Source organism: Cedecea sp. NFIX57, assembly GCF_900177785.1.
Lineage (GTDB): Bacteria > Pseudomonadota > Gammaproteobacteria > Enterobacterales > Enterobacteriaceae > Cedecea > Cedecea neteri_C.
Window position 1 is genome coordinate 15611 of the sequence record NZ_FXAS01000013.1, and the last position, 24901, is coordinate 40511.

At 56.4% G+C, this 24901-nt stretch carries 22 protein-coding genes; 14 read left to right on the plus strand and 8 right to left on the minus strand.

Annotated elements, in window-relative coordinates:
* Nucleotide 1: 1 nt before the first annotated feature.
* From lsrK to B9Y90_RS12775, 6 genes are all read left to right on the plus strand, one after another.
* The gene (gene lsrK / locus B9Y90_RS12750) at nt 2-1582 is read left to right on the plus strand and encodes an autoinducer-2 kinase (protein WP_085541435.1); all 1581 of its coding nucleotides are present in this window, start codon (nt 2-4) and stop codon (nt 1580-1582) included.
* 298 nt (nt 1583-1880) lie between these two features.
* Nucleotides 1881-2864 (plus strand): alpha/beta fold hydrolase, encoded by a 984-nt coding sequence (locus B9Y90_RS12755; RefSeq protein WP_085541436.1) that lies wholly within the window; start codon nt 1881-1883, stop codon nt 2862-2864.
* Nucleotides 2865-2941: 77 nt separating this feature from the next.
* Nucleotides 2942-3682, plus strand: a complete 741-nt coding sequence (locus B9Y90_RS12760) for a response regulator (protein ID WP_085541437.1) — start codon at nt 2942-2944, stop codon at nt 3680-3682.
* Nucleotides 3679-4980 carry a sensor histidine kinase gene (locus B9Y90_RS12765; RefSeq protein WP_085541438.1) on the plus strand — a complete coding sequence of 434 codons (1302 nt, stop codon included), beginning with the start codon at nt 3679-3681 and terminating at the stop codon, nt 4978-4980. The genes B9Y90_RS12760 and B9Y90_RS12765 overlap by 4 nt, the downstream gene beginning before the upstream one ends.
* A gap of 128 nt (nt 4981-5108) precedes the next feature.
* Nucleotides 5109-6299 carry a cytochrome c biogenesis protein DipZ gene (locus B9Y90_RS12770; RefSeq protein WP_085541439.1) on the plus strand — a complete coding sequence of 397 codons (1191 nt, stop codon included), beginning with the start codon at nt 5109-5111 and terminating at the stop codon, nt 6297-6299.
* 132 nt (nt 6300-6431) lie between these two features.
* Nucleotides 6432-8450 carry an NADPH-dependent 2,4-dienoyl-CoA reductase gene (locus B9Y90_RS12775; protein ID WP_085541440.1) on the plus strand — a complete coding sequence of 673 codons (2019 nt, stop codon included), beginning with the start codon at nt 6432-6434 and terminating at the stop codon, nt 8448-8450.
* Here the strand turns inward: B9Y90_RS12775 and rlmG are convergent.
* Nucleotides 8447-9583, minus strand: a complete 1137-nt coding sequence (gene rlmG / locus B9Y90_RS12780; protein WP_085541441.1) for a 23S rRNA (guanine(1835)-N(2))-methyltransferase RlmG — start codon at nt 9581-9583, stop codon at nt 8447-8449. The genes B9Y90_RS12775 and rlmG overlap by 4 nt on opposite strands.
* Before the next feature lie 84 nt (nt 9584-9667).
* On the opposite strand from rlmG, the gene B9Y90_RS12785 reads away from it, so the two are divergent.
* Both B9Y90_RS12785 and B9Y90_RS12790 read left to right on the plus strand, forming a co-directional pair.
* A complete protein-coding gene (locus B9Y90_RS12785; protein WP_085541442.1) occupies nt 9668-10168 on the plus strand; it encodes a M48 metallopeptidase family protein in 501 nt (166 codons plus the stop codon).
* A gap of 48 nt (nt 10169-10216) precedes the next feature.
* A complete protein-coding gene (locus B9Y90_RS12790) occupies nt 10217-11215 on the plus strand; it encodes a Gfo/Idh/MocA family protein (RefSeq protein ID WP_085541443.1) in 999 nt (332 codons plus the stop codon).
* Between the two features lie 33 nt (nt 11216-11248).
* Here B9Y90_RS12790 and hxlB read toward each other — a convergent pair whose 3' ends face one another.
* The 5 genes from hxlB to B9Y90_RS12815 are packed head-to-tail and all read right to left on the minus strand — an operon-like array spanning nt 11249 to nt 14492.
* A complete protein-coding gene (gene hxlB / locus B9Y90_RS12795) occupies nt 11249-11773 on the minus strand; it encodes a 6-phospho-3-hexuloisomerase (RefSeq protein ID WP_085541444.1) in 525 nt (174 codons plus the stop codon).
* 39 nt (nt 11774-11812) lie between these two features.
* Complete coding sequence (locus tag B9Y90_RS12800; protein WP_085541445.1) at nt 11813-12271, minus strand: PTS sugar transporter subunit IIA; 459 nt, start codon at nt 12269-12271, stop codon at nt 11813-11815.
* Nucleotides 12271-12564, minus strand: a complete 294-nt coding sequence (locus tag B9Y90_RS12805) for a PTS sugar transporter subunit IIB (protein WP_039289819.1) — start codon at nt 12562-12564, stop codon at nt 12271-12273. The genes B9Y90_RS12800 and B9Y90_RS12805 overlap by 1 nt, the downstream gene beginning before the upstream one ends.
* A 24-nt stretch (nt 12565-12588) precedes the next feature.
* A complete protein-coding gene (locus tag B9Y90_RS12810) occupies nt 12589-13950 on the minus strand; it encodes a PTS galactitol transporter subunit IIC (protein WP_039289816.1) in 1362 nt (453 codons plus the stop codon).
* Between the two features lie 2 nt (nt 13951-13952).
* On the minus strand, nt 13953-14492 hold the full coding sequence (locus tag B9Y90_RS12815; protein ID WP_085541508.1) for an RpiB/LacA/LacB family sugar-phosphate isomerase: 540 nt from the start codon (nt 14490-14492) through the stop codon (nt 13953-13955).
* A 340-nt stretch (nt 14493-14832) separates the two neighbouring features.
* Between B9Y90_RS12815 and B9Y90_RS12820 the strand changes: the two genes are divergently transcribed.
* The 3 genes from B9Y90_RS12820 (at nt 14833) to sstT (ending at nt 18319) form a co-directional block, all read left to right on the plus strand.
* The gene (locus tag B9Y90_RS12820; protein ID WP_085541446.1) at nt 14833-15591 is read left to right on the plus strand and encodes a DeoR/GlpR family DNA-binding transcription regulator; all 759 of its coding nucleotides are present in this window, start codon (nt 14833-14835) and stop codon (nt 15589-15591) included.
* A 249-nt stretch (nt 15592-15840) separates the two neighbouring features.
* Nucleotides 15841-16809, plus strand: coding sequence for a TerC family protein (locus B9Y90_RS12825; RefSeq protein WP_085541447.1), 969 nt, complete (start codon nt 15841-15843; stop codon nt 16807-16809).
* A gap of 265 nt (nt 16810-17074) precedes the next feature.
* Nucleotides 17075-18319: a serine/threonine transporter SstT gene (gene sstT, locus B9Y90_RS12830; protein WP_085541448.1), complete on the plus strand. Its 1245-nt coding sequence runs from the start codon at nt 17075-17077 to the stop codon at nt 18317-18319.
* A 117-nt stretch (nt 18320-18436) separates the two neighbouring features.
* Here sstT and B9Y90_RS12835 read toward each other — a convergent pair whose 3' ends face one another.
* Together B9Y90_RS12835 and uxaC are read right to left on the minus strand one after the other, a co-directional pair.
* Nucleotides 18437-19924 (minus strand): UxaA family hydrolase, encoded by a 1488-nt coding sequence (locus B9Y90_RS12835; RefSeq protein WP_085541449.1) that lies wholly within the window; start codon nt 19922-19924, stop codon nt 18437-18439.
* Between the two features lie 7 nt (nt 19925-19931).
* A complete protein-coding gene (gene uxaC, locus B9Y90_RS12840) occupies nt 19932-21344 on the minus strand; it encodes a glucuronate isomerase (RefSeq protein WP_085541450.1) in 1413 nt (470 codons plus the stop codon).
* A 376-nt stretch (nt 21345-21720) separates the two neighbouring features.
* On the opposite strand from uxaC, the gene B9Y90_RS12845 reads away from it, so the two are divergent.
* From B9Y90_RS12845 to yqjA, 3 genes are all read left to right on the plus strand, one after another.
* On the plus strand, nt 21721-23022 hold the full coding sequence (locus tag B9Y90_RS12845) for an MFS transporter (RefSeq protein WP_085541451.1): 1302 nt from the start codon (nt 21721-21723) through the stop codon (nt 23020-23022).
* A gap of 110 nt (nt 23023-23132) precedes the next feature.
* Nucleotides 23133-23909: a transcriptional regulator ExuR gene (exuR, locus tag B9Y90_RS12850; RefSeq protein ID WP_085541452.1), complete on the plus strand. Its 777-nt coding sequence runs from the start codon at nt 23133-23135 to the stop codon at nt 23907-23909.
* A 320-nt stretch (nt 23910-24229) separates the two neighbouring features.
* Complete coding sequence (gene yqjA, locus B9Y90_RS12855) at nt 24230-24892, plus strand: DedA family general envelope maintenance protein YqjA (RefSeq protein WP_039289794.1); 663 nt, start codon at nt 24230-24232, stop codon at nt 24890-24892.
* Nucleotides 24893-24901: the final 9 nt, after the last annotated feature.

The window sequence follows — 24901 nt, forward strand, 5'->3', positions numbered from 1 at the left end:
GATGAGTTATCTACTTGCACTGGACGCCGGAACGGGCAGTATCCGCGCCGTGATCTTCGATACTTCTGGCCAGCAAATAGCCGTTGGCCAGGCCGAATGGAAGCACTTAAGCGTGACCGACGTGCCGGGATCGATGGAGTTCGATCTCGCCGTTAACTGGCAGCTCGCCTGCCGCTGCATCCGCGAAGCCCTGCACAAGGCCAACCTCTCCTCTTCGGCAATTAGCGCCGTTGCCTGTTGCTCTATGCGGGAAGGGATTGTGCTTTACGATCGCCACGGCGAGCCAATCTGGGCCTGCGCAAACGTGGATGCCCGCGCCAGCCGCGAAGTCAGCGAGCTGAAAGAGATCCACGACTTCCAGTTTGAGTCCGAGGTGTACCAGGTTTCAGGCCAGACACTGGCGCTGAGCGCCATGCCGCGCCTGCTTTGGCTGGCGCACCATCGGCCGGACATCTACCGCAAAGCCGCCACCATCACCATGATCAGCGACTGGCTGGCGGCCAAACTTTCCGGCGAGCTGGCGGTTGATCCTTCTAACGCCGGTACGACCGGCATGCTGGATCTGGCAACCCGCGACTGGCGGCCAGCTCTGCTGGATATGGCCGGGCTGCGCGCCGACATACTTTCCCCGGTCAAAGAAACCGGCACCGTGCTGGGCGGCATAACCCCGCAGGCGGCCGAAGAAAGCGGACTGCGGAAAGGCACACCGGTCGTGATGGGCGGCGGTGACGTCCAGCTTGGTTGCCTGGGACTGGGCATCGTCAGGCCCGGGCAGACGGCGGTGCTGGGCGGCACATTCTGGCAGCAGGTGGTAAACCTGCCGGCAATCAAAACCGACCCCGACATGAACATCCGCATTAACCCGCACGTCATCCACAACATGGTGCAGGCGGAGTCCATTAGCTTCTTCACCGGCCTGACGATGCGCTGGTTCCGGGACGCCTTCTGCGCGGAAGAAAAGCTGCTGGCCGAGCGCCTCGGCGTGGATACCTATGCGCTGATGGAAGAGATGGCGGGCCGTGTACCTGCGGGCTCCCACGGGGTGATGCCCATTTTCTCTGATGCCATGCATTTCAAACAGTGGTATCACGCCGCGCCGTCGTTCATTAACCTCTCCATTGACCCTGAGAAATGCAACAAAGCGACGCTATTCCGCGCCTTAGAGGAGAACGCGGCGATTGTCTCAGCCTGTAATCTGGAGCAGATTTCCGGCTTTTCTGGCGTGAAGTTCGACTCGCTCGTCTTCGCCGGAGGAGGTTCAAAAGGCGCACTGTGGAGCCAGATCCTGAGCGATGTCACCGGCCTGCCGGTGCGTGTGCCGGTGGTCAAAGAGGCAACGGCGCTGGGCTGCGCCATTGCCGCAGGCGTAGGTGCCGGGCTTTTCGATTCGCTGGCCAATACCGGCGAGCGTCTGGTGCAGTGGCAGCGGGAGTTCACGCCGAACCCGGCGCACCGCGAGCTTTACGACGAGATGAAGCGCAAGTGGCAAAAAGTGTATGCCGATCAGTTAACGCTGGTGGACAGCGGCCTGACGACGTCGATGTGGCAGGCGCCGGGGCTCGCGCCGAGGGCTGTAGGGTAATTTTCCCCTCACCCCGACCCTCTCCCCAAAGGGGAGAGGGGGAATTCAGAACTGAGTGGTTTGTTATCCCCTATCCCTAAAAGCCAGGGAGAAAACAAGCAACACGGAATATCTTTTATCCCCTCTCCCTTCCAGGGAGAGGGTTAGGGTGAGGGTAAAACAAGCCACTTTGTATCACACTGTATCTACGCCCCCGCCAGATACGCCGCCATGCAAAAAAAGCGGTTTGGAAAACACGCCGCCTACAATCCCGTGATGTGATAGCCGAACATTTTCTAATAGATTTGGAGAAAACATCATGTTCAACAAACTGACCCTGTCTGCGCTGATTGCCCCTCTTTCCCTCTCAGTGGTTTTCGCCTGCCAGGCAGAAGCGGCGGGTTTCGATGCTAATCAGATAAAACAGATTAACGCGGGCGTGCTGAACGTCGGCTATGTCGATCTTGGCCCGAAAGACGGGCAGCCGGTAATTCTGCTGCACGGCTGGCCCTACGATATCAACAGCTTTGATACGGTAGCGCCTGAGCTGGCAAAGCAGGGTTACCGGGTTATCGTGCCTAACCTGCGCGGCTTTGGCAGCACCCGCTTCCTTTCCCCTTCCACACCTCGTAATGGTGAACCTGCGGCGCTGGCTCAGGATACGGTGGCGCTGATGGACGCGTTACACATCAAACAGGCCATTTTCGCTGGCTACGATTGGGGTGCACGCACGGCGGATATCGTGGCAGCGCTCCACCCTGAACGTGTGAAAGCACTGGTGTCGGTCAGCGGCTATCTGATTAGCAGCCAGGAAACCGGGAAAAAACCGCTTCCGCCGCAGGCAGAACTGCAGTGGTGGTATCAGTTCTATTTTGCGACTCCGCGCGGCGCGGCTGGCTATGAGAAGAACACCCATGACTTCGCCCGACTGATCTGGCAGCAGGCTTCACCGGGCTGGAAGTTCAGCGATGAGACCTTTAACACCAGCGCCAAATCGCTGGATAACCCGGACCACGTCGCGATTACCTTAAGCAACTATCGCTGGCGCCAGGGGCTGGAAAACGGCGAGCAGAACTATGCGGCAGATGAGAAAAAACTGGCCGCGCTGCCGAACATCACCGTGCCAACTATCACCATTGAAGGCGACAACAACGGCGCGCCACATCCTGCCCCCGCAGCCTATGCGGCGAAATTTACCGGCAAATATGAACACCGAACCTTCAGCGGAAACATTGGCCACAACCCACCGCAAGAAGCGCCAGAAGCGTTTGTGAAGGCAGTGGTCGATGCGGGTAAGCTGTAGTAAAAAAGAAGCATAGCCGTTCACTAACAAGCGGCTATGCTAGTTTTAGCCTTCACTTTTAGCGCCGGGAGCCCCAGGTGGAACATATCGATCATATTCTCGTGGTGGACGACGACCGCGACATTCGCGAGCTAATCGTCAGCTATCTGGAAAAATCCGGCTACCGGGCCAGCGGCGCGGCCAACGGTAAGGAGATGCGTTCCATTCTGGATAAGCAGCACGTCGATTTAGTAGTGCTGGACGTGATGATGCCCGGCGACGACGGGCTGACGCTGTGCCGCCAGCTGCGCAGCGATAAGCACAAAGATCTGCCCATTTTGATGCTGACCGCCAGAAACGAAGACAACGACAGGATCCTCGGCCTCGAAATGGGCGCGGACGACTACGTGGTAAAACCTTTTGTCGCCCGTGAACTGCTGGCGCGGATCAAGGCGATCCTACGTCGCTTCCGCGCGTTGCCCCCCAATTTGCAGGTGACCGAAGCGGGCAGGATCATCGCTTTTGGCGTGTGGCAGCTTGATACTTCTGCCCGGCATCTGATTGATCCCCAGGGTACGATCGTTGCCCTGAGCGGGGCGGAATATCGCCTGCTGCGCGTGTTTTTGGATCATCCGCAGCGTGTTCTGACGCGCGATCAGCTGCTGAACCTGACTCAAGGCCGCGATGCAGAGTTATTTGAACGCTCGATCGATTTGCTGGTCAGCCGCGTTCGCCAGCGCCTGAACGAAGATGCCCGCACTCCGGCCTACATCAAAACCGTGCGTAGCAAAGGCTACGTGCTTTCTGTTCCCGTGACGATCGTCGAGGCGCGAGAATGAGGCTTTGGCCCCGAACTCTGCTTTCCCGCCTGTTTCTTATCGTTCTCGTCGGCCTGCTGCTGGCTAACGGCCTGACCCTGGCGCTCACCACGCTCGAGAGGATGAACAGCGCCCGCAACGTGATGCTGGATAACCTGCAAAACAACGTTTCTACTAGCGTCGCCATCCTCGACAAACTACCTGCCAATGAGCGACCGGCCTGGCTGGACCGGCTCGCCCGGGAGAATTATCACTACATTCTTGGACCAGGCACACCGGGTAAGCCGCCAGCCGATGAACGTTCGAAAGACGCCATTGCGTCCCTGAAAGAGGCGCTGGGCGAGCATTATCAGCTCGAGTTCACCGCCATTCCCGGTATGCGGTCCCATATTCAGGCGCATTTGACGCTGGCCGACGGCTCGCCGCTGACCATCGATCTCACACCGCGCATGCCGCCGATTGAAACCTGGCTGCCGGTAGTGATTGCCATTCAGCTTGTCCTGCTGGCGCTTTGCGCGTGGTTTGCCGTGCGCCAGGTGGTGCTGCCGTTTACCCGTTTTACTCGCGCCGTTGAAGCGCTGGAACCCGCCAGCTCAAGCCCCGTGGACATGCAGGAAAGCGGCCCGCTGGAAGTGGAACACGCAGCCAAAGCGTTTAACGCGATGCAAGCGCGAATCCAGGGGCACCTGAAAGAACGCACGCAAATTCTGGCGTCCATTTCGCATGATTTACAGACGCCGATTACCCGCATGAAGCTGCGCCTGGAGATGAGCGACGAGCCGGAACTGCGCGACAAGCTGATGCAGGATCTGGACAACATGACGCACCTCGTCCGCGAAGGCATCGCCTACGCACGGTCGTCGGAAAGTCTGGAAGAAACGCCTCAGCGTATTGAGTTGAGGGCGTTTGTGGACAGTATTACCTGCGATTATCAGGACGTCGGCAAAGCAGTGACGTTTGCCGCGCCGGAAGTGCCACTCCCGCTTTCGACCCGTCCCCAGGCGCTGCGCCGTATTCTGACCAACCTGCTGGATAACGCGCTGAAGTTTGGCTCTGCCGCAGAAGTCAGCCTGACGGCGAGAGCCAGCCAGATAACGCTGGCAGTGTGCGATAACGGGCCGGGGATCCCCGAAGAGGAACTGGACGCCGTGTTGCAGCCTTTTTACCGCGTGGAAAGCTCCAGAAACCGCGACACCGGCGGCACCGGGCTTGGGCTGGCGATAGCCGCCCAGCTTGTCGGCCAGTTAGGCGGAAAACTAACGCTGATCAACCGGCCACAGGGCGGTTTGCAGGCCAGCATCACGCTACCTGTAGCCTGATTGTATCGCTCTGTATGCGGCTGAGTCGCCGACAAACAAACTGACAATCAGGCCGGTTTTCCCACACATCACGAACACATCAGGCGGGTTAAATACCCCGAAATCATCCTGTAACCGTGAGGTGTGTTATGCCCGTTCTGATTGCCTTTCTTGGCGGTATGCTCAGTTTATTAAGCCCCTGTACGCTGCCCGTTATTCCTTTGCTTTTCGCTGCATTTCGCGGGAAAAAACGCCAAATCATCGCCCTGCTTGCCGGCATGGTGACCATGTTCACCGCCGTGGCTTTGCTGGTCGGCGCTGCCGGAGAGTGGATCGTGCGCGCCACGCTGGTTGGCCGCTGGGTAGCCCTGGCGATGCTGGCGCTTGCCGCGCTCACGCTCATCTTCCCCGCACTTGCTGAACGGCTGATGCGCCCGGCGGTGCAAATGGGGAATGCCATCAACAACCAAAGCTACCGTGCACGCGGCACGCTGTCGGCTTTTCTGGCAGGGCTGGCGGTGGGGCTGCTTTGGTCGCCCTGTGCGGGGCCGATTTTGGGGGCCATTCTCGGCCTCGGGTTGTCCGGCTCTTCGGCTGTCACCACCGGCCTGCTGCTGGCGGCCTACGGCAGCGGCTGCGCGCTGATGCTGGCGCTGCTGTGGCTCTGCGGTCACCGGCTGCTGGCTCGCCTGCGTGAGAAAATGGCGCTGATGGCACAGTTGCGTCGCGCGGCGGGTGTGGCAATGCTGGCCACGGTGGCATTTATCGCCTCCGGCACCACGGCGGTGCTGCAAAATGCCAACGGTTTCGGCGCGAAGCTGGAGCAACGCCTGCTGGCTTTCTCTCCTTCCACCGCGCCAGCGCCTAAGCTGCAGCCTATTGTGGACCCCGCCCCCACCAGCGCGATGCCGTCGCTTTCCGGGGGAACCGCATGGATTAATAGCCCGCCGCTGACGCCAGAGGCGCTGAAAGGCAAAGTCGTGCTTGTCGATTTTTGGACCTTCGATTGCATTAACTGCCAGCACGCGCTGCCGCACGTCCGGGAATGGGCCAACAAGTATAAAGATCAGGGCCTGGTGGTGATTGGCGTGCATACGCCGGAGTACCCGTGGGAGAAAGATCTGGATTCGGTGAAAAAGGCGGTAGGCAAGTGGCAGCTGCCGTACCCGGTCGTCACCGACAATAACTACCAGATCTGGAATGCCTTCGGTAACCAGTACTGGCCAGCGCATTACTACTTCGACGTTCGCGGGCAGCTGCGCAATGTCTCTTTCGGCGAGGGGAACTACGAGCAGCAGGAGCAGGTTATTCAGAAGCTACTGAAGGAGGCTCGCGCCTGATTTGCCTTCCGGGGAGGCGGGAATATGACCCTCATCACATTCGCCGCACTCCCCTTTTCCCTTTTGCCCCGCGACGGCTAAATTAGAACTCATCCGACCACATAACAATAATTTTACAAACTGGAACCGATTATGAGCTACTCGTCGCTGCTTACCCCGCTGGATCTTGGCTTCACCACTTTGAAAAACCGCGTGCTGATGGGCTCGATGCACACCGGGCTGGAAGAGCTGCCGGATGGCGCTGAGCGCCTTGCCGCTTTCTATGCCGAACGTGCCCGGCACGGCGTGGCGCTGATTGTCACCGGCGGGATCGCCCCGTCGGCTTCCGGCGTGACCGTTGCCCACGGCGCGGTGCTGAACGACAAAAGCCAGCTGGCGCATCATCAGATTGTGACTGATGCAGTTCACCGCGAAGGCGGCAAGATTGCCCTGCAGATCCTGCATACCGGGCGCTACAGCTACCAGCCGAAGCTGGTCGCTCCGTCGGCCATTCAGGCGCCGATCAACCCGTTTAAACCCCACGAGCTGAGCCACGAAGAAGTGTTAACGCTGATTGAGGACTTTGCCCATTGTGCAAGTCTGGCGCGTGACGCCGGGTATGACGGCGTGGAAATCATGGGCTCAGAAGGCTACCTGATTAACCAGTTTTTGGCCGCCCGGACCAATCAGCGCGACGATGAATGGGGCGGAGACTACGAACGCAGAATGCGCTTTGCCGTTGAAGTTGTTCGCGCCGTAAGGGCTCGCGTTGGCAAAGAATTTATTATTATTTACCGCCTGTCGCTGCTCGACCTCGTCGAAGGCGGCGGCAACTTTGAGCAGGCGGTCACGCTCGCCAAAGCGATAGAAAAAGCAGGTGCGACGCTGATTAATACCGGCATCGGCTGGCACGAAGCCCGTATTCCTACCATCGCGACCTCCGTGCCGCGCGGCGCGTTTAGCTGGGTAACCCAAAAACTGAGAGGCCACGTCGCGCTGCCGCTGGTGACCACCAACCGCATCAACACCCCGGAAACCGCCGAGCAGATCCTGGCCGACGGCGATGCCGATATGGTGTCGATGGCGCGCCCTTTCCTGGCTGACGCCGAGTTTGTTTCTAAGGCCGCTGCGAATCGCGCCGATGAAATTAATACCTGCATCGGCTGTAACCAGGCCTGCCTGGATCAGATCTTCGTGGGCAAAGTCACCTCTTGCCTCGTCAACCCGCGCGCCTGCCATGAAACCAAAATGCCGGTTGTACCCGTTTCACAACCGAAGCGCCTTGCGGTGGTAGGTGCTGGCCCCGCCGGGCTGGCTTTTGCGGTCAACGCCGCCGGACGCGGCCATAGCGTCACGCTGTTTGACGCTGCGGCGGAGATCGGCGGGCAGTTTAATATCGCCAAACAGATCCCCGGCAAAGAAGAATTTTTCGAAACGCTGCGCTACTACCGCCGGAAGCTGGCCCTCACCGGCGTGGACGTTCGCCTGAATCAGTACGTTACCCCGGAGATGCTGCACGACTACGACGAAGTGATTCTGGCCTGCGGGATTGAGCCGCGCCTGCCGGAGATTGACGGCATCGGGCATCCGAAGGTACTGAGCTATGTTGATGTGCTGCGCGACAAAGCCCCGGTGGGCGAACGCGTGGCGGTGATTGGCGCGGGCGGGATAGGGTTTGATACTTCGATGTACCTGAGCCAGGAAGGGGCGTCCACCAGCCAAAGCATCGCCGAGTTCTGCGTGGAATGGGGGATTGATACCAGCCTGCAAACGTCAGGTGGCCTGCGCCCGGAAGGGCCGCATCTGCATAAAAGCCCGCGCACTATCTTCCTGCTGCAGCGTAAAACCAGCAAGCCGGGGGAAGGCCTGGGCAAAACGACGGGCTGGATCCACCGCACTACGCTTGCCGCGCGTGGCGTGAAAATGATGGCTGGCGTGAGCTACGATCGCATTGATGATGCCGGGCTACATATCACCGTGGGCGGGGAGCCACAGCTGCTGGATGTGGATAACGTGATTATTTGCGCCGGGCAGAATCCGCGCCGCGAGCTGGCTGAGCCTTTACAGGCTATGGGCAAAACCGTGCATTTGATTGGCGGGGCCGATGTGGCAATGGAGCTGGATGCCCGACGCGCGATTGCGCAGGGCACCCGTTTAGCGCTGGAGATTTAGCGGCGACGACCTAACTTCACGGCTTTCAGCACCACAAACTTGTTGTTCGTTGCCACCGTGGTGCAGTTACCGAAGATCTTCTTCAGCTTGCGGAAGTAGTCGAGGTGGCGGTTGGCCACAATGTACAGCTCGCCGTTGATTTTCAGGCAGCGGCGAGCGTGGTGGAACATCTCCCACGCGATCTGGTCCGTCAGGGCATGCTGCTGGTGGAACGGCGGGTTGCACAGTACGGCGTTAAAGCGGAAAGGCTCCACGCCGGACAGCGCGTTGTTAATCATAAACTCACAGCGGTCGATGTCACCCGGCAGGTTGGTTTCAACGTTCAGGCGCGCGGAAGCCACCGCCATCGGCGATTCATCCACAAACACCACCTGCGCCAGCGGGTTTTTCTCCAGCAGAGTCAGGCCAATCACGCCGTTACCGCAGCCCAGATCGACGATCTCGCCTTCCAGATCCGACGGCAGACTTTCGAGGAAGAAACGCGCGCCGATATCCAGCCCGGTGCGGGAGAAAACGTTGGCGTGATTGTGAATCGTCCACTCGGTGCCGTCCAGCTTCCAGCTCAACGTTTCCGGCACATCCGCCAGCTCCGGTTGGGTGAAGGTTGGGTTAATCAGACGCGCTTTTTTCCACGCCAGCGTGGTCGTGGTTGGCCCTAAAATCTTTTCAAACAGCTCCAGCGTCGAGTTGTGAATATCCCGCGCTTTCGCGCCCGCAATGATGCGGGTTTCCGGCGTCACGACTTTGCGCAGCGCACGCAGCTGCTGCTCAAGCAGGGCCAGAGTTTTAGGAATTTTAATCAGCACCAGCCCCGGCGCCTGCGGGTAAGCCGCGGTGCTGTCGAGGAAGGTGACGCTGTTTTCCGGGATTTCGTTCTCGCGCAGGTTTTCACGCGTGGCCAGCTCGCTTAAGTACGAGTCGCCAATGCTGTAAGGCTTGTGTTCGGCCAGCACGCAGGCCAGCGCGCCGAAGGTATCGTTAAAAACAAGAACGGGGCCGACTGGCTCAAGTTCGTCTACCTGCTGCAACAGGTATTCATCTGCCGCTTCCCACGCCTGCAGCGGGTTTACGTCGTCCGTTTCCGGAAAACGCTTCAGCGTCAGTGAACGAAAACCGTTGTCTAATTGGCTCATCGGCCCTCCTGGATGGTAAAGTTTGGTGATATCCCCATAGCGGGGGCGAGAGTATACCTTTTTTTCCTTCAACCTGAGACAAGCATGAGCGAACTGATTTATTTAAGCGGCTATCCGGAGCATTTGCTCTCGCAGGTGCGCAGCCTGATTAGCGAGCAGCGCCTGGGCGCGGTGCTGGAAAAACGCTACCCGCAGGGGCACAACATCGCGACCGATAAAGCGCTTTATGCTTACACTCAGGAGTTGAAAAACCAGTTTCTGCGCAATGCGCCCCCGATAAATAAAGTCGCTTATGACAATAAGATCCACGTGCTGAATAACGCGCTGGGGCTGCATACCGCGATTTCTCGCGTGCAGGGCAACAAATTAAAAGCTAAGGCGGAGATTCGTGTGGCGACCGTGTTTCGCACCGCCCCAGAAGCTTTTTTACGCATGATTGTGGTTCACGAGCTGGCGCATCTTAAGGAGAAGGATCACAACAAAGCGTTTTACTCCTTGTGCTGTCATATGGAACCGCAGTATCACCAGTTAGAATTCGATACACGACTTTGGCTTACCCAGCTGGCGCTTAACGGCGCGGCTTGATAAAGCCCCGATTTATTGATTATCGACTTCCGGAGAACGCACCCGTTTATGATACGTTTCGCTGTGATTGGAACCAACTGGATCACCCGCCAGTTCGTGGATGCCGCCCATGAGAGCGGCAAATATAAGCTGACTGCGGTGTATTCCCGCAGCCTCGAACAGGCGCAAAGCTTCGCCAACGATTATCCGGTGGAACATCTGTTTACTTCGCTGGATGAGCTGGCGAAGAGCGATGTTATCGACGCGGTGTATATCGCCAGCCCGAACTCACTGCACGGCCCGCAGAGCCTGCTGTTCCTGAGCCACAAAAAACACGTTATTTGCGAGAAGCCGCTGGCGTCTAATCTGGCCGAAGTTGAAGCGGCCATCGCCTGCGCCCGCGAAAATCAGGTGGTGCTGTTCGAGGCGTTTAAAACCGCCAGCCTGCCGAACTTTATTGCCCTACAGCAGGCGCTGCCGAAGGTGGGGAAAATTCGCAAGGTGCTGCTCAACTACTGCCAGTACTCTTCCCGCTACCAGCGTTACCTGGACGGTGAAAACCCGAACACCTTTAATCCGGCGTTTTCTAACGGCTCGATCATGGACATCGGTTTCTACGTGCTGGCCTCGGCGGCGGCATTGTGGGGCGAGCCGCAAGCCGTTCACGCAACGGCTTCCCTGCTGGACAGCGGCGTAGACGCGCACGGCACAGTGCAGCTGCACTACGGCGATTTTGACGTGACCCTGCTGCATTCCAAAGTGAGCGACTCGACGATCCCAAGCGAAATTCAGGGTGAAGCCGGATCGCTGGTGATCGAAAAAATCTCTGAATGCCAGCGGGTGACGTTTATCCCACGCGGCGGCAAACCGCAGGATCTGAGTCTGCCGCAGCATATCAACACCATGCTGTACGAAGCGGAGACGTTCGCGCGCCTGGTGGAAGAAAATGAGGTTAATCACGCCGGGCTGGTGACATCGCGCATCACCTCAGCGCTGGCGACTGAGATCCGCCGCCAGACCGGGGTGAAGTTCCCGGCGGACGACGTGGGCCAGCAGGCCACGGCATAATGGAAAAACGGCTGATAATTCAGCCGTTTTTTTTTACTCAATATCGGCGTGGCGCCGCTTCATGCCTGGCCCACTTTCCCCCAGATCGTTCATCAAGGTCAGCACTATGCTGTCATAAACCAGCAGCGAAGCCTGTTCAAACAGCGTGCCCATCGGCTGCTCAGATCCCGCCCCGGCAGGAAGCGTGACAACACAATCTGCAAGCTGCTCAAGCGTAGAACCCGCGCTGCAGGTGATCAGCGCCAGCCGAACCTGGTTCTGCCGCGCGATCTTCGCCTGATTGACCAGACGCTGCGTCTCGCCCGAGCCTGAGCCAACGATCATCAGATCGCCCGGTTTCGAGTGCGGGGAACTGATTTCGCCGATAACGCTTACCGAAAAACCCAGATGCATCAGCCGATTGGCAAAGGCATTGATCATCAGCCCCGAGCGCCCTGCTCCCGCAAGAAAAATGTGACTCGCCGGTTTGATCTCCTCCACCAGCGCCTGGAGTTGCGTTTCGTCAATCGCCTGCTGCAGCGCGGTAATTTCCTTCACTATCTTTGCAAGATTCGTCATCACACGGGTTACCTTTTTGGGGTGCACGCGCCCCTTAAATTACTCGATGTTGAGCTGCTGCTTAATAAAAGCGACGGTCGCCTGCTCGTCAAGCGTTCGGCAGCGGCTGACAAACTCCACTTCCTGGAACAGCGTAAACAGCCTGCGCAGAATAGCCATATGTTGATCGCTGGTCGCGAAAGCGAGGTTAAACAGCGCGCCGCACTCCACCGTGAGATCCGCATCTTCCATCTGACCAAACGCGACGGGTTTTGCAAACCGCACGATGCTAATGCTGTTGGTATTGACCAGTTGGTAATCCGCATGGGGGATGGCGAGCCCTTCGCCGTTAGCCATCATCAGCCCGGTTGGGTAGCTTTTTTCGCGGGTCAGGCAGGCGGCGATGTACTCCGGCTGAATGTACCAGCGCTCGAGCAGTTGGTTTCCAGCAAAGGTAATCGCCTGTTCCCAGGTGGCAATCTCCTGCCCAACGTCATTGACCAGAATTTCAAACTTCATCATGCGTCCTGTTTTTCCAGCTCTTCTTTTACTGCCGCGAAAATTTCATCTTCGCCAAGGCCCGTGAGCAGCCCAGCCCCCACAATGACGCGGGTAGTGATTTCCGGGTTATCCAGCTTGGTGGAGGAAACCACCAGGTCGTAGCTGTTAAACGTGTCGGCTGTACAGGCCATCAGGGAGGATTTATCCACCTGCGCGTCCATGCGTTCTTCTTTCAGGAAGTCCTGAAGGATGGAAACCATGATGGACGAAGAGGCAATACCGTTCCCGCAAACAACGAGGATCTTTTTCATTGGTTATCTCCAGTTTTTAACTGTTTATTCTGCGCCCGCCTGAAGCTGGCGACGGGATTTCTGTTTCAGCAAATAGCCCACCGAAATCAACAGCACGCCAACCAGCGCGTAACCGACGATGCCGACGTGGCTCATGGCAGCGAACAGGCCGGTGAACGGGTTCGCTGACGGGTTCAGGGAGGTGTACATCACGCTGGCATCCGGGTTGGTGCCGAATTTCTGGAACACTTCGTTGGTCGCCGGCGCCATCCAGGACGCAATGTACAGGCCGCCACCAAACAGGAAGATGGAAGTCACCCAGGTGCGGATAATGTTGCCTTTAAATACCGGCACCATGCAGGCGATGAAAAACACAAACTGCGACAGGTCGCCAAGCGGCATTACGCGGTTGCCCGGCAGGATCACCGCCAGAATGACAATCACCGGGATCAGCAGCAGCGCCGGGGCGATGACCGAAGGGTGACCGACGATAAGCGCCGTATCCATGCCCACCGTGATTTCGCGGTTCGGGAAGCGTTTGACCAGTTTTTTACGCGCGACGTTAGAGAGCGGCACCAGCCCTTCCATCATGATGGAGGTCATGCGCGGCAGCAGCAGCATCACGGCGGCCAGGTACATCCCCAGTTGCAGGCTGGCGATGATGGTGTGATACGGGCTTTCCCAGCCGTAGCCGCAGAAGCCCAACAGAATGCCAATAATAAAGCCGACAATCGTTGGGTCGCCCAGCACGCCAAAGCGCTTCTGGATGGATTCGGCGGTCACATTCAGGTTACGGAAGCCGGGAATACGGTCGTAAACCCAGTTAAAGGGATAAGCGAACAGCAGGTAGGTGTTTGCCACCGGGTGTGAAATCGCCACACCTTTTGGCAGATTAAAGAACTGTTCGTTATTCTTCGCGCCGATATCCGCGGCGATCAGCGCCCAAACGTGGAACAGCGCGGCAGTTAGTACGCCGTAGAAGAAGTTGCCGGAGTAAGCCGCAACAATCGCGCCCATTGAGGCATTTTGGTGCAGGTTGAAAACATCCACGTTGACGCAGTCGGTCAGGCGAGCAATCAGCATGATGACGTTGACCGCCACGCAAAGTGGAATAATGATCGCCCCCATGCTGGAGCCGAAGCCCATCACTGCGGTGGCGGCCCCGCCCACGTCAATGGCGCTGAGCGATGAGCCGGTGGCCTCAGCCAGGCCCGTGACCGCAGGCTGCATCTTCTCCAGCATAAATTTGATGGTCATGGTCAGGGCGATAAAACCGATCCCGACCTTGATCGCCGATGAAATACATTCCGACAGCGGGCGCCCGAGCAGCGCCATTAGCCCGAGGAAAATCACCGGGATAAAAATGAAGTTCCCTAAATCATTGATAAATTGCGTTATCATTTCCATGATTAGCGTGTCCCAGGGTTGTCAGTATCGGGTTTGAAGCCCATGTTCCAGGCAACAAACGACGGCCTGGTCAGTAAAGCGTTATCGCTGCGTTCGGCTTCCAGCAGGTTTTTCTTTGAGTTTTCACGGGCGGAGGCAAAATCAAACGCGTTGTCATACCAGGCGTCGACGATCATTTTGGTGTATTCGAGATCGTTAACCCGGCAACCCAGGCCGATGATTTGCGCATTGTTGCTTAACCGCGCCCGTTTGGCTGAGTAAGGGTTGGTCACCGCCACCGCACGGATCCCCCAGTGTTTGTTGGCCTGGCATGTGAAGCCGATGCCGGTGCCGCAAATGTAAATTCCCAACCGACAGGCATCTTTCTGGATCAATTCCGCCATTTCATTCGCCAGAGAGGCGAAGGTGTTTACCCCATCCTGCGGCGTTTTCACCGGATCAAAGACCACTTCGGCCAGTTTCTCCTCTTCCAGGTAGCGTTTGATCGCCTCTTTGCGTTCAAAGCCAATATCATCACAAGCGATAGCAATTTTGGTTTTCATCTTCATTTCACTCTGCAACCTCAACATAAGCCAATTATTAAGTTGGCAAATATTGGTTGTCAATTGTGATTTAAATCACAAAAATCATAACAAATTGATTTTAATGAAATTAAAAACCAATAAAAACAAACAAAATGATGTTTATATCGCAAAAAAAGCACTCATTACGCCGCTACCAGGCATTTTAATCGAGTAGAATCCAGGCTTGCATGCCTTAAAATACAAGCATTACCAATCAAAACAAACCCGATATATTGCAAGCTTCGTAGAGCAACATATATGATTGAGCCATATCATTTTTTACGCGCCCGTCTCCGGCTGGCCACTTACGAGGATCGAAATGTTGCTGATTGATGAGAGGCGAAAGCTGATTTTTGAAGAGCTGGTCACCGAAGGCACCGTGTATGTCAGCAAGCTGGCAAAGCAATACGACGTGACCTACGAAACGATCCGCAAAGATCTCACTTATCTGGAGCAAAAAGGGCTGCTGATTAAAAGCCACGGCGGCGCCACGCTGAAGCAGGGCGCTATCGAAAACCCGTTCCACGTGCGTGAAAAAGAGAACATCAGCTACAAGAAAGCGATCGCTAAAAAAGCGCTGGAGCTGATTCCTGCGGGCAGCTCGATGATCGTGGGCACCGGCAGCAGCACGCTGGAACTGGCCAACCTGCTAAGCCTGAGATCGGGCTTTAAGATCTTCACCGATTCACTGCCCGTTGCCAGCGTACTGCTGCAGTCGGACAACCAGGTATTCCTGTTCGGCGGCGAGCTGCGTAAGAAAAGCTCGTCGGTATTTGGCGGCTGGGCGGTGTCGATGATTCAGGATGTGAAGGTCGACATGTGCTTCCTAGGCACCGACGGCTTTAGCAATCTGAGCGGGCCTTCGACGCCCTCTTCGTCTGACGCCTTTGTGGATAAGACGATCATTGCCCATGCCGAAAAGAAATACATTCTCGGCGATCACACCAAGTTCCAGCGCAGCAGCCTGTTTAAGATCTGCGACTGGGCGGACATCACCGCGCTGATCACCAACCCGGCGGCCGATGCTGAAGGGGTTGCGCGCGTTGCATTACAGACTTCAGTACTGTTCAGCGAGTAAACGCGTAAATCTGTGTAAACTTTAGCGGGAAGACAATTGACGTCAGCAACGCGCTGTCATATTTTGTTACCTGCAAAGGGGAGTAACTTCATTGCCGGTTAATCGTCATTACGATGCGCAAGCATCCGGTTGCCGGGCGACGTGAAAACGTCGTAAGTGAGACCTTGCCGGAAGGCGAGATCCCTGTTGCAAGCGAAAGCGGCTGGCGTCTTCTGATGTTGGCCGTTTTTGTTTTCAAGGAATCTCATTATGCATACTGTCGGTACCCCGCTGCTCTGGGGCAGCTTCGCCGTCGTGGTCGCCATCATGCTGGCGATCGATCTGCTGGTTCAGGGCCGCCGCGGCTCGCACACCATGTCAATGAAACAGGCGGCCGTCTGGTCGCTGGTCTGGGTTTCACTTTCCCTGCTGTTTAACCTCGCTTTCTGGTGGTATCTCAGCGGCACTGCTGGCCGTGAAGTCGCCGATACTCAGGCGCTGGCCTTCCTCACCGGTTACCTGATTGAAAAAGCGCTGGCGGTCGATAACGTCTTCGTCTGGCTGATGCTGTTCAGCTACTTTGCCGTGCCTGCCGCGCTGCAGCGACGTGTGCTGGTTTACGGCGTGCTGGGCGCCATCATTCTCAGAACCATCATGATCTTCGGCGGCAGCTGGCTGATTACCCAGTTCGAATGGCTGCTGTATGTGTTCGGCGCTTTCCTGCTCTTCACCGGTGTGAAAATGGCGCTCGCAAAAGAGGACGATACCGGTATCGGCGATAAGCCGCTGGTTCGCTGGCTGCGCGGCCACCTGCGCATGACGGACAAAATTGAGAACGAGCGCTTCTTCGTGCGTCAGAACGGCCTGCTGTACGCGACACCGCTGCTGCTGGTGTTGATTCTGGTCGAGCTGAGCGACGTGATTTTCGCGGTAGATAGCATTCCGGCAATCTTCGCGGTGACCACCGACCCGTTCATTGTGCTGACGTCGAATCTGTTCGCGATCCTCGGCCTGCGCGCCATGTACTTCCTGTTGGCGGGTGTGGCAGAGCGTTTCTCGATGCTGAAATATGGTCTGTCAGTGATCCTGGTGTTTATCGGTATCAAGATGCTGATCGTCGATTTCTACCATATTCCTATCGCCGTTTCGCTGGGCGTGGTGGGCGGTATCCTGGCAGGAACGCTGATTATCAACGCCTGGGTTAACCACCGTAACGACCAGAAGAAGTCGGCTGAGTAATCCACCGTTCGAAAACGTAAAAGGGGCGTAATGCCCCTTTTACGTTCTGGCAATCTGCCATCGCATCAAATTGCTGAATATGTCACATGAATGTTAATGATCAGTTGCGAAATCTAACACTTAACGCAATTCCAGCTTGAAATGCTTTTTCCTTCCCCGCTTTTCCTTATACTCACCGGGCAAACACATTTTCTTACAACCGCAAAGACGTAGCTCACTACGCACGCGGCACAGCACGACATCACTGAAACACAGGAAGGTATTCATGAGTTCGCAAGCTTCTGGACTACTGCAGCGCATTGCCCGCGGCAGCCTCGTAAAACAAATTCTCGTTGGTCTGGTGCTGGGCATTCTGCTCGCGCTGGTCTCAAAACCTGCCGCTATCGCAACCGGCCTGCTCGGCACGCTGTTCGTTGGCGCATTGAAAGCCGTGGCGCCGGTGCTGGTACTCACGTTGGTAATAGCCTCCATTGCTAACCACCAGCACGGCCAAAAAACCAATATTCGCCCTATCCTGGTGCTGTATTTGCTGGGCACCTTCTCCGCCGCGCTGACCGCCGTCGTCGTTAGCTTTATGTTCCCTTCCACGCTCCACCTGACCAGCAGCGCCACGGATATTTCGCCACCTTCAGGTATCGTCGAAGTGATTCACGGCCTGCTGATGAGCACTATTGCCAACCCGATACACGCCCTGCTGAACGCTAACTACATCGGTATTCTGGTGTGGGCAGTAGGCCTCGGCTTTGCGCTGCGCCACGGGAACGAAACCACTAAAAACCTGGTGAATGACCTGTCTGACGCGGTGACCTTTATCGTGAAGGTGGTGATCCGCTTCGCCCCTATCGGCATCTTTGGCCTGGTCGCCTCCACGCTTGCCACCACCGGTTTCTCCACGCTCTGGAGCTATGCCCAACTGCTGCTGGTGCTGCTGGGCTGTATGTTCGGCGTGGCGCTGATCATCAACCCGCTGCTAGTGTTTATTACCACTCGCCGTAACCCGTACCCGCTGGTGCTGACCTGCCTGCGCGAAAGCGGCGTGACCGCATTCTTTACCCGCAGCTCCGCGGCGAATATTCCGGTTAACATGAGCATGTGCCAGAAGATGAACCTGGATCGCGATACTTATTCGGTGTCGATTCCGCTGGGGGCAACGATCAATATGGCCGGAGCGGCCATCACCATTACGGTGCTGACGCTGGCGGCCGTTCATACCCTGGGCGTGCCGGTGGATCTGCCGACTGCGTTGCTGCTGAGCGTGGTGGCTTCACTTTGCGCCTGTGGGGCTTCGGGCGTGGCGGGCGGTTCGCTGCTGCTGATCCCACTGGCCTGCGGCATGTTCGGCATACCGAACGAGATTGCCATGCAGGTGGTGGCGGTCGGCTTTATCATTGGCGTGTTGCAGGATTCCTGCGAAACCGCATTGAACTCTTCTACCGACGTTATCTTTACTGCCGCCGTTTGCCAGGCAGAAGATGCTCGTCTGGCGAAGGCCGATTTGTTACGCGGTTAATATTAACGAGCCCTGCTGGGTGTTCGGCACTGACTTAAACTGCAGCATCGTTTCTGGTTTTTACCCTCACCCTAACCCTCTCCCTAAAAGGGAGAGGGGATAGATTAGAGAAGGCATTCACAACGTAACGCCACTTTTAAACAGCGCCAGCTCGCGAAAATCATTTTTCTCGTTGCAGGTTGGCGCACCATTCACTTTCTCCACGATCGTCTCAATAAACTGCGCCAGCAGCTCGGGCATCGTGCTGCCATGCAGCAGCCTGCCCGCGTCAAAGTCTATCCAGTGTGGTTTCTTCGCGGCTAACTCGCTATTGGTAGCAATTTTTAGCGTCGGCACAAAGCCACCATACGGCGTCCCTCGCCCGGTGCTGAACAGCACCATATGGCAGCCAGCTCCCGCCAGCGCGCTGGTGGCGACCGCATCGTTGCCGGGCGCACTCAGCAGGTTTAAACCGGCCTGTTTTAGCCTTTCACCGTAGCGAAGGACATCAACCACCGGGCTTTCACCGGCTTTTTGCGTACAGCCGAGGGATTTCTCCTCAAGCGTGGTGATCCCGCCCGCTTTATTCCCCGGCGACGGATTCTCGTAGATGGGCTGCTGGTGTTCGATGAAGTAGCGTTTGAAGTCGTTAACCATCGCTACCGTTTTTTCAAACGTAGCTTCGTCCCGACAATGGCTCATCAACAGCCGCTCCGCGCCGAACATTTCCGGCACTTCCGTCAGCACCGTGGTACCACCGTTCGCCACCATATAGTCAGAGAATCGGCCCAGCATCGGGTTGGCGGTAATACCGGAGAGGCCGTCCGAGCCGCCGCATTCCAGTCCGAATTTCAGCTCACTCAGTTTGCCCGGTTCACGCCTGTCGTGGCGCATGATTTCATACAAGGCGTGGAGATGCTCAAGCCCGGCTTCAACCTCATCGTCCTGCTGCTGAAGCGCCATGAAATGGACGCGTTCGGAGTCGTACTCCCCTAAGGTTTCTCGGAATGCACTGATCTGATTGTTCTCACAGCCCAGCCCCACCACCAGCACCGCGCCCGCGTTCGGGTGATGCACCATATTTTGCAGCATGGTGCGGGTGTTGAGATGGTCGTCCCCCAATTGGGAACAGCCAAACTGGTGGCTGAACAGCCAGGCTCCGTCGATACCCGGGGCGTTATTGGTTTCCTGCAGGAAGCGGCTCAGCATCTGGCGAGCCATGCCGTTCACGCAGCCAACGGTCGGCAGGATCCATAACTCGTTACGAATGCCGACTGCGCCGTTGCTGCGGCGATAGATGTTGACTTCCCGGTCGCCAAAAGGCTTCGCCGCTGGCACGACTTCCGGCTGATAACGGTATTCATCGACGTCATTAAGGTTGGTGCGCAGGTTATGGGAATGAAGATGTTCACCTGCGGCAACATGGCAAAGCGTGTGGCCAATAGGCAAGCCATACTTCACGACGTTTGCGCCTTCGGAAATCGCCTGGAGCGCAAACTTGTGGCCCCGCGCGACCGGCTGGCGTAGCCTGAAAGCTTCCGGCGGAGTGCCTACCTCTTCGCCTTCCGCCAGGTCGACCAGCGCGACAGCAACGTTATCCAGCGCATGGATCCTGATATATCGCATCGCGGCCTCAGTTCAGCTCAATAGCAAAGTAGTCGCGGGCGTTGTTGAAGCAGATATTTTTCACCATCTCCCCCAGCAGCGGCATATCTTCAGGCACTTCGCCCGCCTGAACCCAGTGACCAAGCATGCGGCACAAAATGCGACGGAAATATTCGTGGCGCGTGTAGGAGAGGAAACTGCGGCTGTCGGTCAACATACCGACAAAGCGGCTCAGCACCCCAAGCTGGGCGAGCTGAGTCATTTGCCGCTCCATGCCGTCTTTCTGATCGTTAAACCACCAGCCGGAGCCAAACTGCATTTTGCCTGGCATCCCTTCGCCCTGGAAGTTACCGACCATCGTGCCAATCACCTCGTTATCCCGAGGATTGAGGCAGTAGAGAATGGTTTTCGGCAGCAGGTTCTCTTCATTTTGCTTGCTTAACAGTTTCGACAGCGGCTCAGCCAGCGGGCGATCGTTGATGGAATCAAAGCCAACGTCCGGCCCCAGCAGGCGGAACTGGCGCTGGTTATTGTTGCGCAGCGCGCCGATGTGGTACTGCTGCACCCAGCCGCGACGGGCGTATTCCGTGCCAAGCCAGGCCAGCACCGCCGTTTTAAACTGCGCGACTTCGGTATCGTTAACCGCACCACCCGCCAGGCGACGGGCAAGAATGGCATCCAGCGTTGTTTCATCCGCTTCGGCAAAGACCACCACATCAAGCGCGTGATCGGCCACCTTGCAACCGTGGGCAGCAAAATGATCGAGCCTTTTGCTCAGCGCCGCCTGGAGATCGCTAAAACGGCGGATGTCGGTATCAGACACGGCGGCCAGCGTCGAAATATAGTCGGTAAACGTCGCCTGTTCGATATTAAAGGCTTTGTCCGGCCGCCAGCTCGGCAGCACTTTGATGTCGAAGCTGCCGTCTTTGGCCACGGCGGCGTGGTGCGCCAGAGAGTCCACCGGATCGTCAGTGGTGCCGACCATTTTCACGTTCATCTGCTGCATGATGCCGCGGGCGGTGAACGAATCTTGCTCCAGCAAGGCGTTGCATTGCTGCCAGATTTCCTCGCCCGTTGCCGGCGAGAGTAACTTGCCGGTAATGCCAAACGGGCGGCGCAGCTCCAGGTGCGTCCAGTGATAAAGAGGGTTGCCGAGGGTGTGCGGCACGGTGGCAGCCCAGGCGTCAAACTTTTCACGGTCGCTGGCATCACCGGTGCAAAGCCGCTCAGCCACGCCGTTAGTCCGCATCGCACGCCACTTGTAGTGATCCCCTTTCAGCCAGATGTCATACAGGTTTTTAAAGCGATAGTTGTCGGCAATTTGCTGCGGCGGCAGATGACAGTGGTAGTCAAAAATGGGCTGTGATTTTGCGTAGTCATGGTACAGACGGCGGGAAACTTCAGTATCAAGGAGAAAGTCATCAGTCATAAAAGGGGTCATAGGAGATTTCCTCTGCAGATAACGGTGCTATGTATTCGCATCATTATGGCACAAAGTTATCACACCAATTTTTATGCAAAGACCTCAAATTTGCGTCAGTGGTCACAAAACAAACACATAAATTCCATCTTCATGTGCATAGAACGGACTAAATCCCGCGTCGATACTGACCTGAGAGCAAGATATAGCCCAACGTTACGTGAAAATGCTTTTGTGATATCACTCAACTTATAAAGGTGTATGACAAGTTATCGTTCAAACCGTCGCAGTACCTCTTGCCGGGCAACGCTTGCCGCGGCCCATGGGTGACAAGAGCAGGAACGGAAACCGATTTATCGGAAACAACGTTCACAATAAAGACGGGATGGGGTTAGAAATGCGAAAAATAAAAGGTTTACGCTGGTACATGATAGCGCTGGTGACGCTGGGCACCGTGCTGGGCTATCTGACCCGCAACACGGTGGCCGTCGCGGCTCCCACGCTGATGAGCGAACTGAATATCACCACGCAGCAATACTCGTGGATCATCGCCGCCTATTCAGCTTGTTATACCGTTATGCAGCCTGTCGCGGGCTACCTGCTTGACGTGCTGGGCACCAAAGTAGGCTACGCGGTGTTCGCCGTCGCCTGGGCTATTTTCTGTGGCGCAACCGCACTGGCGGGCAGTTGGGGAGGTCTCGCTCTTGCCCGTGGCGCAGTCGGTGCCGCCGAAGCGGCGATGATCCCCGCAGGGCTAAAGGCCAGCAGCGAGTGGTTCCCCGCCAAAGAGCGCTCTATTGCGGTGGGGTATTTCAACGTCGGCTCTTCCATTGGAGCCATGATTGCCCCCCCGCTGGTGGTCTGGGCCATTGTGATGCATAGCTGGCAGATGGCGTTCATGATAACCGGCGCACTTAGCTTTATCTGGGCCATGATCTGGCTGTGGTTCTACAAAAACCCCCGCGACCAGAAAAAACTCACCAGCGAAGAACGCGAGTACATCATTAGCGGCCAGGAAGCCCAGCACCAGACCGATAACACGAAAAAGATGTCGGCGTGGAAAATCCTGCGTAACCGCCAGTTCTGGGGTATCGCCTTACCGCGCTTCCTCGCTGAGCCCGCGTGGGGCACGTTCAATGCCTGGATCCCGCTGTTCATGTTTAAAGCCTACGGCTTCAACCTGAAAGAGATCGCGATGTTCGCGTGGATGCCCATGCTGTTCGCCGATTTTGGCTGCATTCTTGGGGGCTATTTACCGCCGCTGTTCCAGCGCTGGTTTGGCGTTAACCTGATTGTTTCGCGCAAGCTGGTGGTCACTATGGGGGCCATCCTGATGATTGGGCCTGGCACGATAGGCCTGTTTACCAGCCCTTACGTGGCGATTGCCTTGCTCTGCGTGGGTGGGTTTGCTCATCAGGCCCTGTCCGGGGCATTAATAACGCTTTCTTCCGACGTTTTTGGCCGGAACGAAGTCGCCACGGCGAACGGACTGACTGGCATGGCAGCCTGGACCGCCAGTACCTTGTTTGCCCTGGTTGTCGGTGCTCTGGCCGACACAATGGGCTTCAGCCCGCTTTTCGCGGCGCTTGCTGTGTTCGATCTTCTCGGCGCGATTGTTATCTGGACGGTGCTGAAAAACCAGCCTGCCAGCGAACTCGTGGCCGTTGCTCCCGCTCCGGCTGTCGTGACAGAGTCCTGATGTAAAGCTGCCGCCTTCGGGCGGCAATTCTCACGTTGGTTGCTAGAGCGTCACCGGGAAAAGTGGTATAACAAATTTATTCACTTACCCCCCCTCTTCCGGAGCAACTTATGGATGCCTTAGAACCCCGCCGCCTTTATCAGCAGCTTGCCGCCGAATTAAAACAACGTATTGAAACCGGTGTTTATCAGGTCGGGGAAAAACTGCCTGCGGAGCGGTTTATCGCCGAAGAAAAAAACGTCAGCCGTACCGTCGTTCGTGAAGCGATCATCATGCTGGAAGTGGAAGGCTACGTTGAAGTTCGCAAGGGTTCAGGCATTCACGTCATGTCTAACCAGGCAAAATACATGACCGTGCCGGATGAGCGCTTTGAGTTTGCCAATTATGGCCCTTTCGAGCTGCTGCAGGCGAGACAGCTTATCGAAAGTAATATCGCGGAATTCGCCGCCACCCAGGTCACCAAGCAAGATATTGTGAAACTGATGGAGATCCAGGGAAAAGCGCGAAAAGAGCAAACTTACCGTGATTCTGAGTGGGATCTTCAGTTTCACGTCCAGGTTGCGCTGGCGACACAAAACGGCGCACTGGCGACCATCGTTGAAAAAATGTGGAGCCACCGCATTTACAACCCGTACTGGAAGAAACTGCACGAACACATCGATATGCGGCCGGTCGACAACTGGTGCGATGATCACGATCAGATTCTTAAAGCCCTGATACGTAAAGATCCTCACGCCGCAAAACTGGCAATGTGGCAACATCTTGAAAACACTCGCCAAATGCTATTTAACGCCACCAGCGATGATTTTGAATTCAATGCCGACCGCTATTTCTTTGCAGAAAATCCGGTCATTCACCTTGATACAGCCGCAAACGGTCAAAAATAGTCATTTTTCCCGCCGAGGGTAAGCAAACCATAAATAGTGTCAGCGTTTGTAAATACCCTCGCCAGCCTCTCCCCCAGTAAGCAAAATCATTGCTCAACGAACTGCAAATACTGTGACGTATAACGCGTAGTTTTGTTACAATTAGATGCAATTTCACCGTCTGTGTGGGTTTTATGCCCCCTCGCTGTCGTTTCAGGTCATGTTGTTTCGACTCAGCGGCGCGGGCGGTGAGTTGTAGCCAGCAAATGATAATAACAACCATGCTGCATTCTGCTCATCCGTTTACACCGGCGACCTAAACGAAGTGCCAGGAACCCTGAATGGAACTACTGACTCAACTGCTCTCCGCACTCTGGAGCCAGGATTTTGAAACACTCGCCAATCCGTCGATGATTGGCATGCTCTATTTTGTACTGTTCATGATTTTATTTCTTGAGAACGGCATACTGCCGGCGGCGTTCTTACCCGGCGACAGTTTGCTCGTGCTGGTTGGCGTTCTCATTGCTAAAGGCGCAATGGGTTTTCCCGAAACCGTCGCACTGCTGACCATCGCCGCAAGCCTCGGCAGCTGGCTGGGTTATATCCAGGGGCGCTGGCTGGGAAATACCCGCCTCGTCCAAAACTGGCTGTCACACCTGCCGGCCCATTATCACCAGCGTTCACACCAGCTTTTCCATAAACATGGGCTGTCTGCGTTGCTCATTGGGCGCTTTATTGCTTTTGTTCGTACCCTGCTACCAACTATTGCCGGATTATCGGGTCTTAATAGCGCACGCTTTCAGTTCTTCAACTGGATGAGCGGCCTGCTGTGGATATTGATTCTGACCACCCTGGGGTATTTGCTGGGCAAAACACCGGTCTTCCTTAAGTACGAAGACGCTTTGATGTCGTGCCTGATGCTGATCCCAGTGGTGCTCCTGGTTATCGGTCTGGTCGGTTCGTTAATCGTGCTTTGGCGTAAAAAACGTAGCCAAAGTCGCTAGAGGAATTCG

What these genes read in the sequence shown, in the direction of transcription:
- lsrK (WP_085541435.1), top strand. Translation starts at nt 2, where the DNA reads ATGAGTTATCTACTTGCACTGGACGCCGGAACGGGCAGTATCCGCGCC.
- B9Y90_RS12755 (WP_085541436.1), top strand. Translation starts at nt 1,881, where the DNA reads ATGTTCAACAAACTGACCCTGTCTGCGCTGATTGCCCCTCTTTCCCTC.
- B9Y90_RS12765 (WP_085541438.1), top strand. Translation starts at nt 3,679, where the DNA reads ATGAGGCTTTGGCCCCGAACTCTGCTTTCCCGCCTGTTTCTTATCGTT.
- B9Y90_RS12770 (WP_085541439.1), top strand. Translation starts at nt 5,109, where the DNA reads ATGCCCGTTCTGATTGCCTTTCTTGGCGGTATGCTCAGTTTATTAAGC.
- B9Y90_RS12775 (WP_085541440.1), top strand. Translation starts at nt 6,432, where the DNA reads ATGAGCTACTCGTCGCTGCTTACCCCGCTGGATCTTGGCTTCACCACT.
- rlmG (WP_085541441.1), bottom strand. Translation starts at nt 9,583, where the DNA reads ATGAGCCAATTAGACAACGGTTTTCGTTCACTGACGCTGAAGCGTTTT.
- B9Y90_RS12785 (WP_085541442.1), top strand. Translation starts at nt 9,668, where the DNA reads ATGAGCGAACTGATTTATTTAAGCGGCTATCCGGAGCATTTGCTCTCG.
- B9Y90_RS12790 (WP_085541443.1), top strand. Translation starts at nt 10,217, where the DNA reads ATGATACGTTTCGCTGTGATTGGAACCAACTGGATCACCCGCCAGTTC.
- hxlB (WP_085541444.1), bottom strand. Translation starts at nt 11,773, where the DNA reads ATGACGAATCTTGCAAAGATAGTGAAGGAAATTACCGCGCTGCAGCAG.
- B9Y90_RS12800 (WP_085541445.1), bottom strand. Translation starts at nt 12,271, where the DNA reads ATGAAGTTTGAAATTCTGGTCAATGACGTTGGGCAGGAGATTGCCACC.
- B9Y90_RS12805 (WP_039289819.1), bottom strand. Translation starts at nt 12,564, where the DNA reads ATGAAAAAGATCCTCGTTGTTTGCGGGAACGGTATTGCCTCTTCGTCC.
- B9Y90_RS12810 (WP_039289816.1), bottom strand. Translation starts at nt 13,950, where the DNA reads ATGGAAATGATAACGCAATTTATCAATGATTTAGGGAACTTCATTTTT.
- B9Y90_RS12815 (WP_085541508.1), bottom strand. Translation starts at nt 14,492, where the DNA reads ATGAAAACCAAAATTGCTATCGCTTGTGATGATATTGGCTTTGAACGC.
- B9Y90_RS12820 (WP_085541446.1), top strand. Translation starts at nt 14,833, where the DNA reads ATGTTGCTGATTGATGAGAGGCGAAAGCTGATTTTTGAAGAGCTGGTC.
- B9Y90_RS12825 (WP_085541447.1), top strand. Translation starts at nt 15,841, where the DNA reads ATGCATACTGTCGGTACCCCGCTGCTCTGGGGCAGCTTCGCCGTCGTG.
- sstT (WP_085541448.1), top strand. Translation starts at nt 17,075, where the DNA reads ATGAGTTCGCAAGCTTCTGGACTACTGCAGCGCATTGCCCGCGGCAGC.
- B9Y90_RS12835 (WP_085541449.1), bottom strand. Translation starts at nt 19,924, where the DNA reads ATGCGATATATCAGGATCCATGCGCTGGATAACGTTGCTGTCGCGCTG.
- uxaC (WP_085541450.1), bottom strand. Translation starts at nt 21,344, where the DNA reads ATGACCCCTTTTATGACTGATGACTTTCTCCTTGATACTGAAGTTTCC.
- B9Y90_RS12845 (WP_085541451.1), top strand. Translation starts at nt 21,721, where the DNA reads ATGCGAAAAATAAAAGGTTTACGCTGGTACATGATAGCGCTGGTGACG.
- exuR (WP_085541452.1), top strand. Translation starts at nt 23,133, where the DNA reads ATGGATGCCTTAGAACCCCGCCGCCTTTATCAGCAGCTTGCCGCCGAA.
- yqjA (WP_039289794.1), top strand. Translation starts at nt 24,230, where the DNA reads ATGGAACTACTGACTCAACTGCTCTCCGCACTCTGGAGCCAGGATTTT.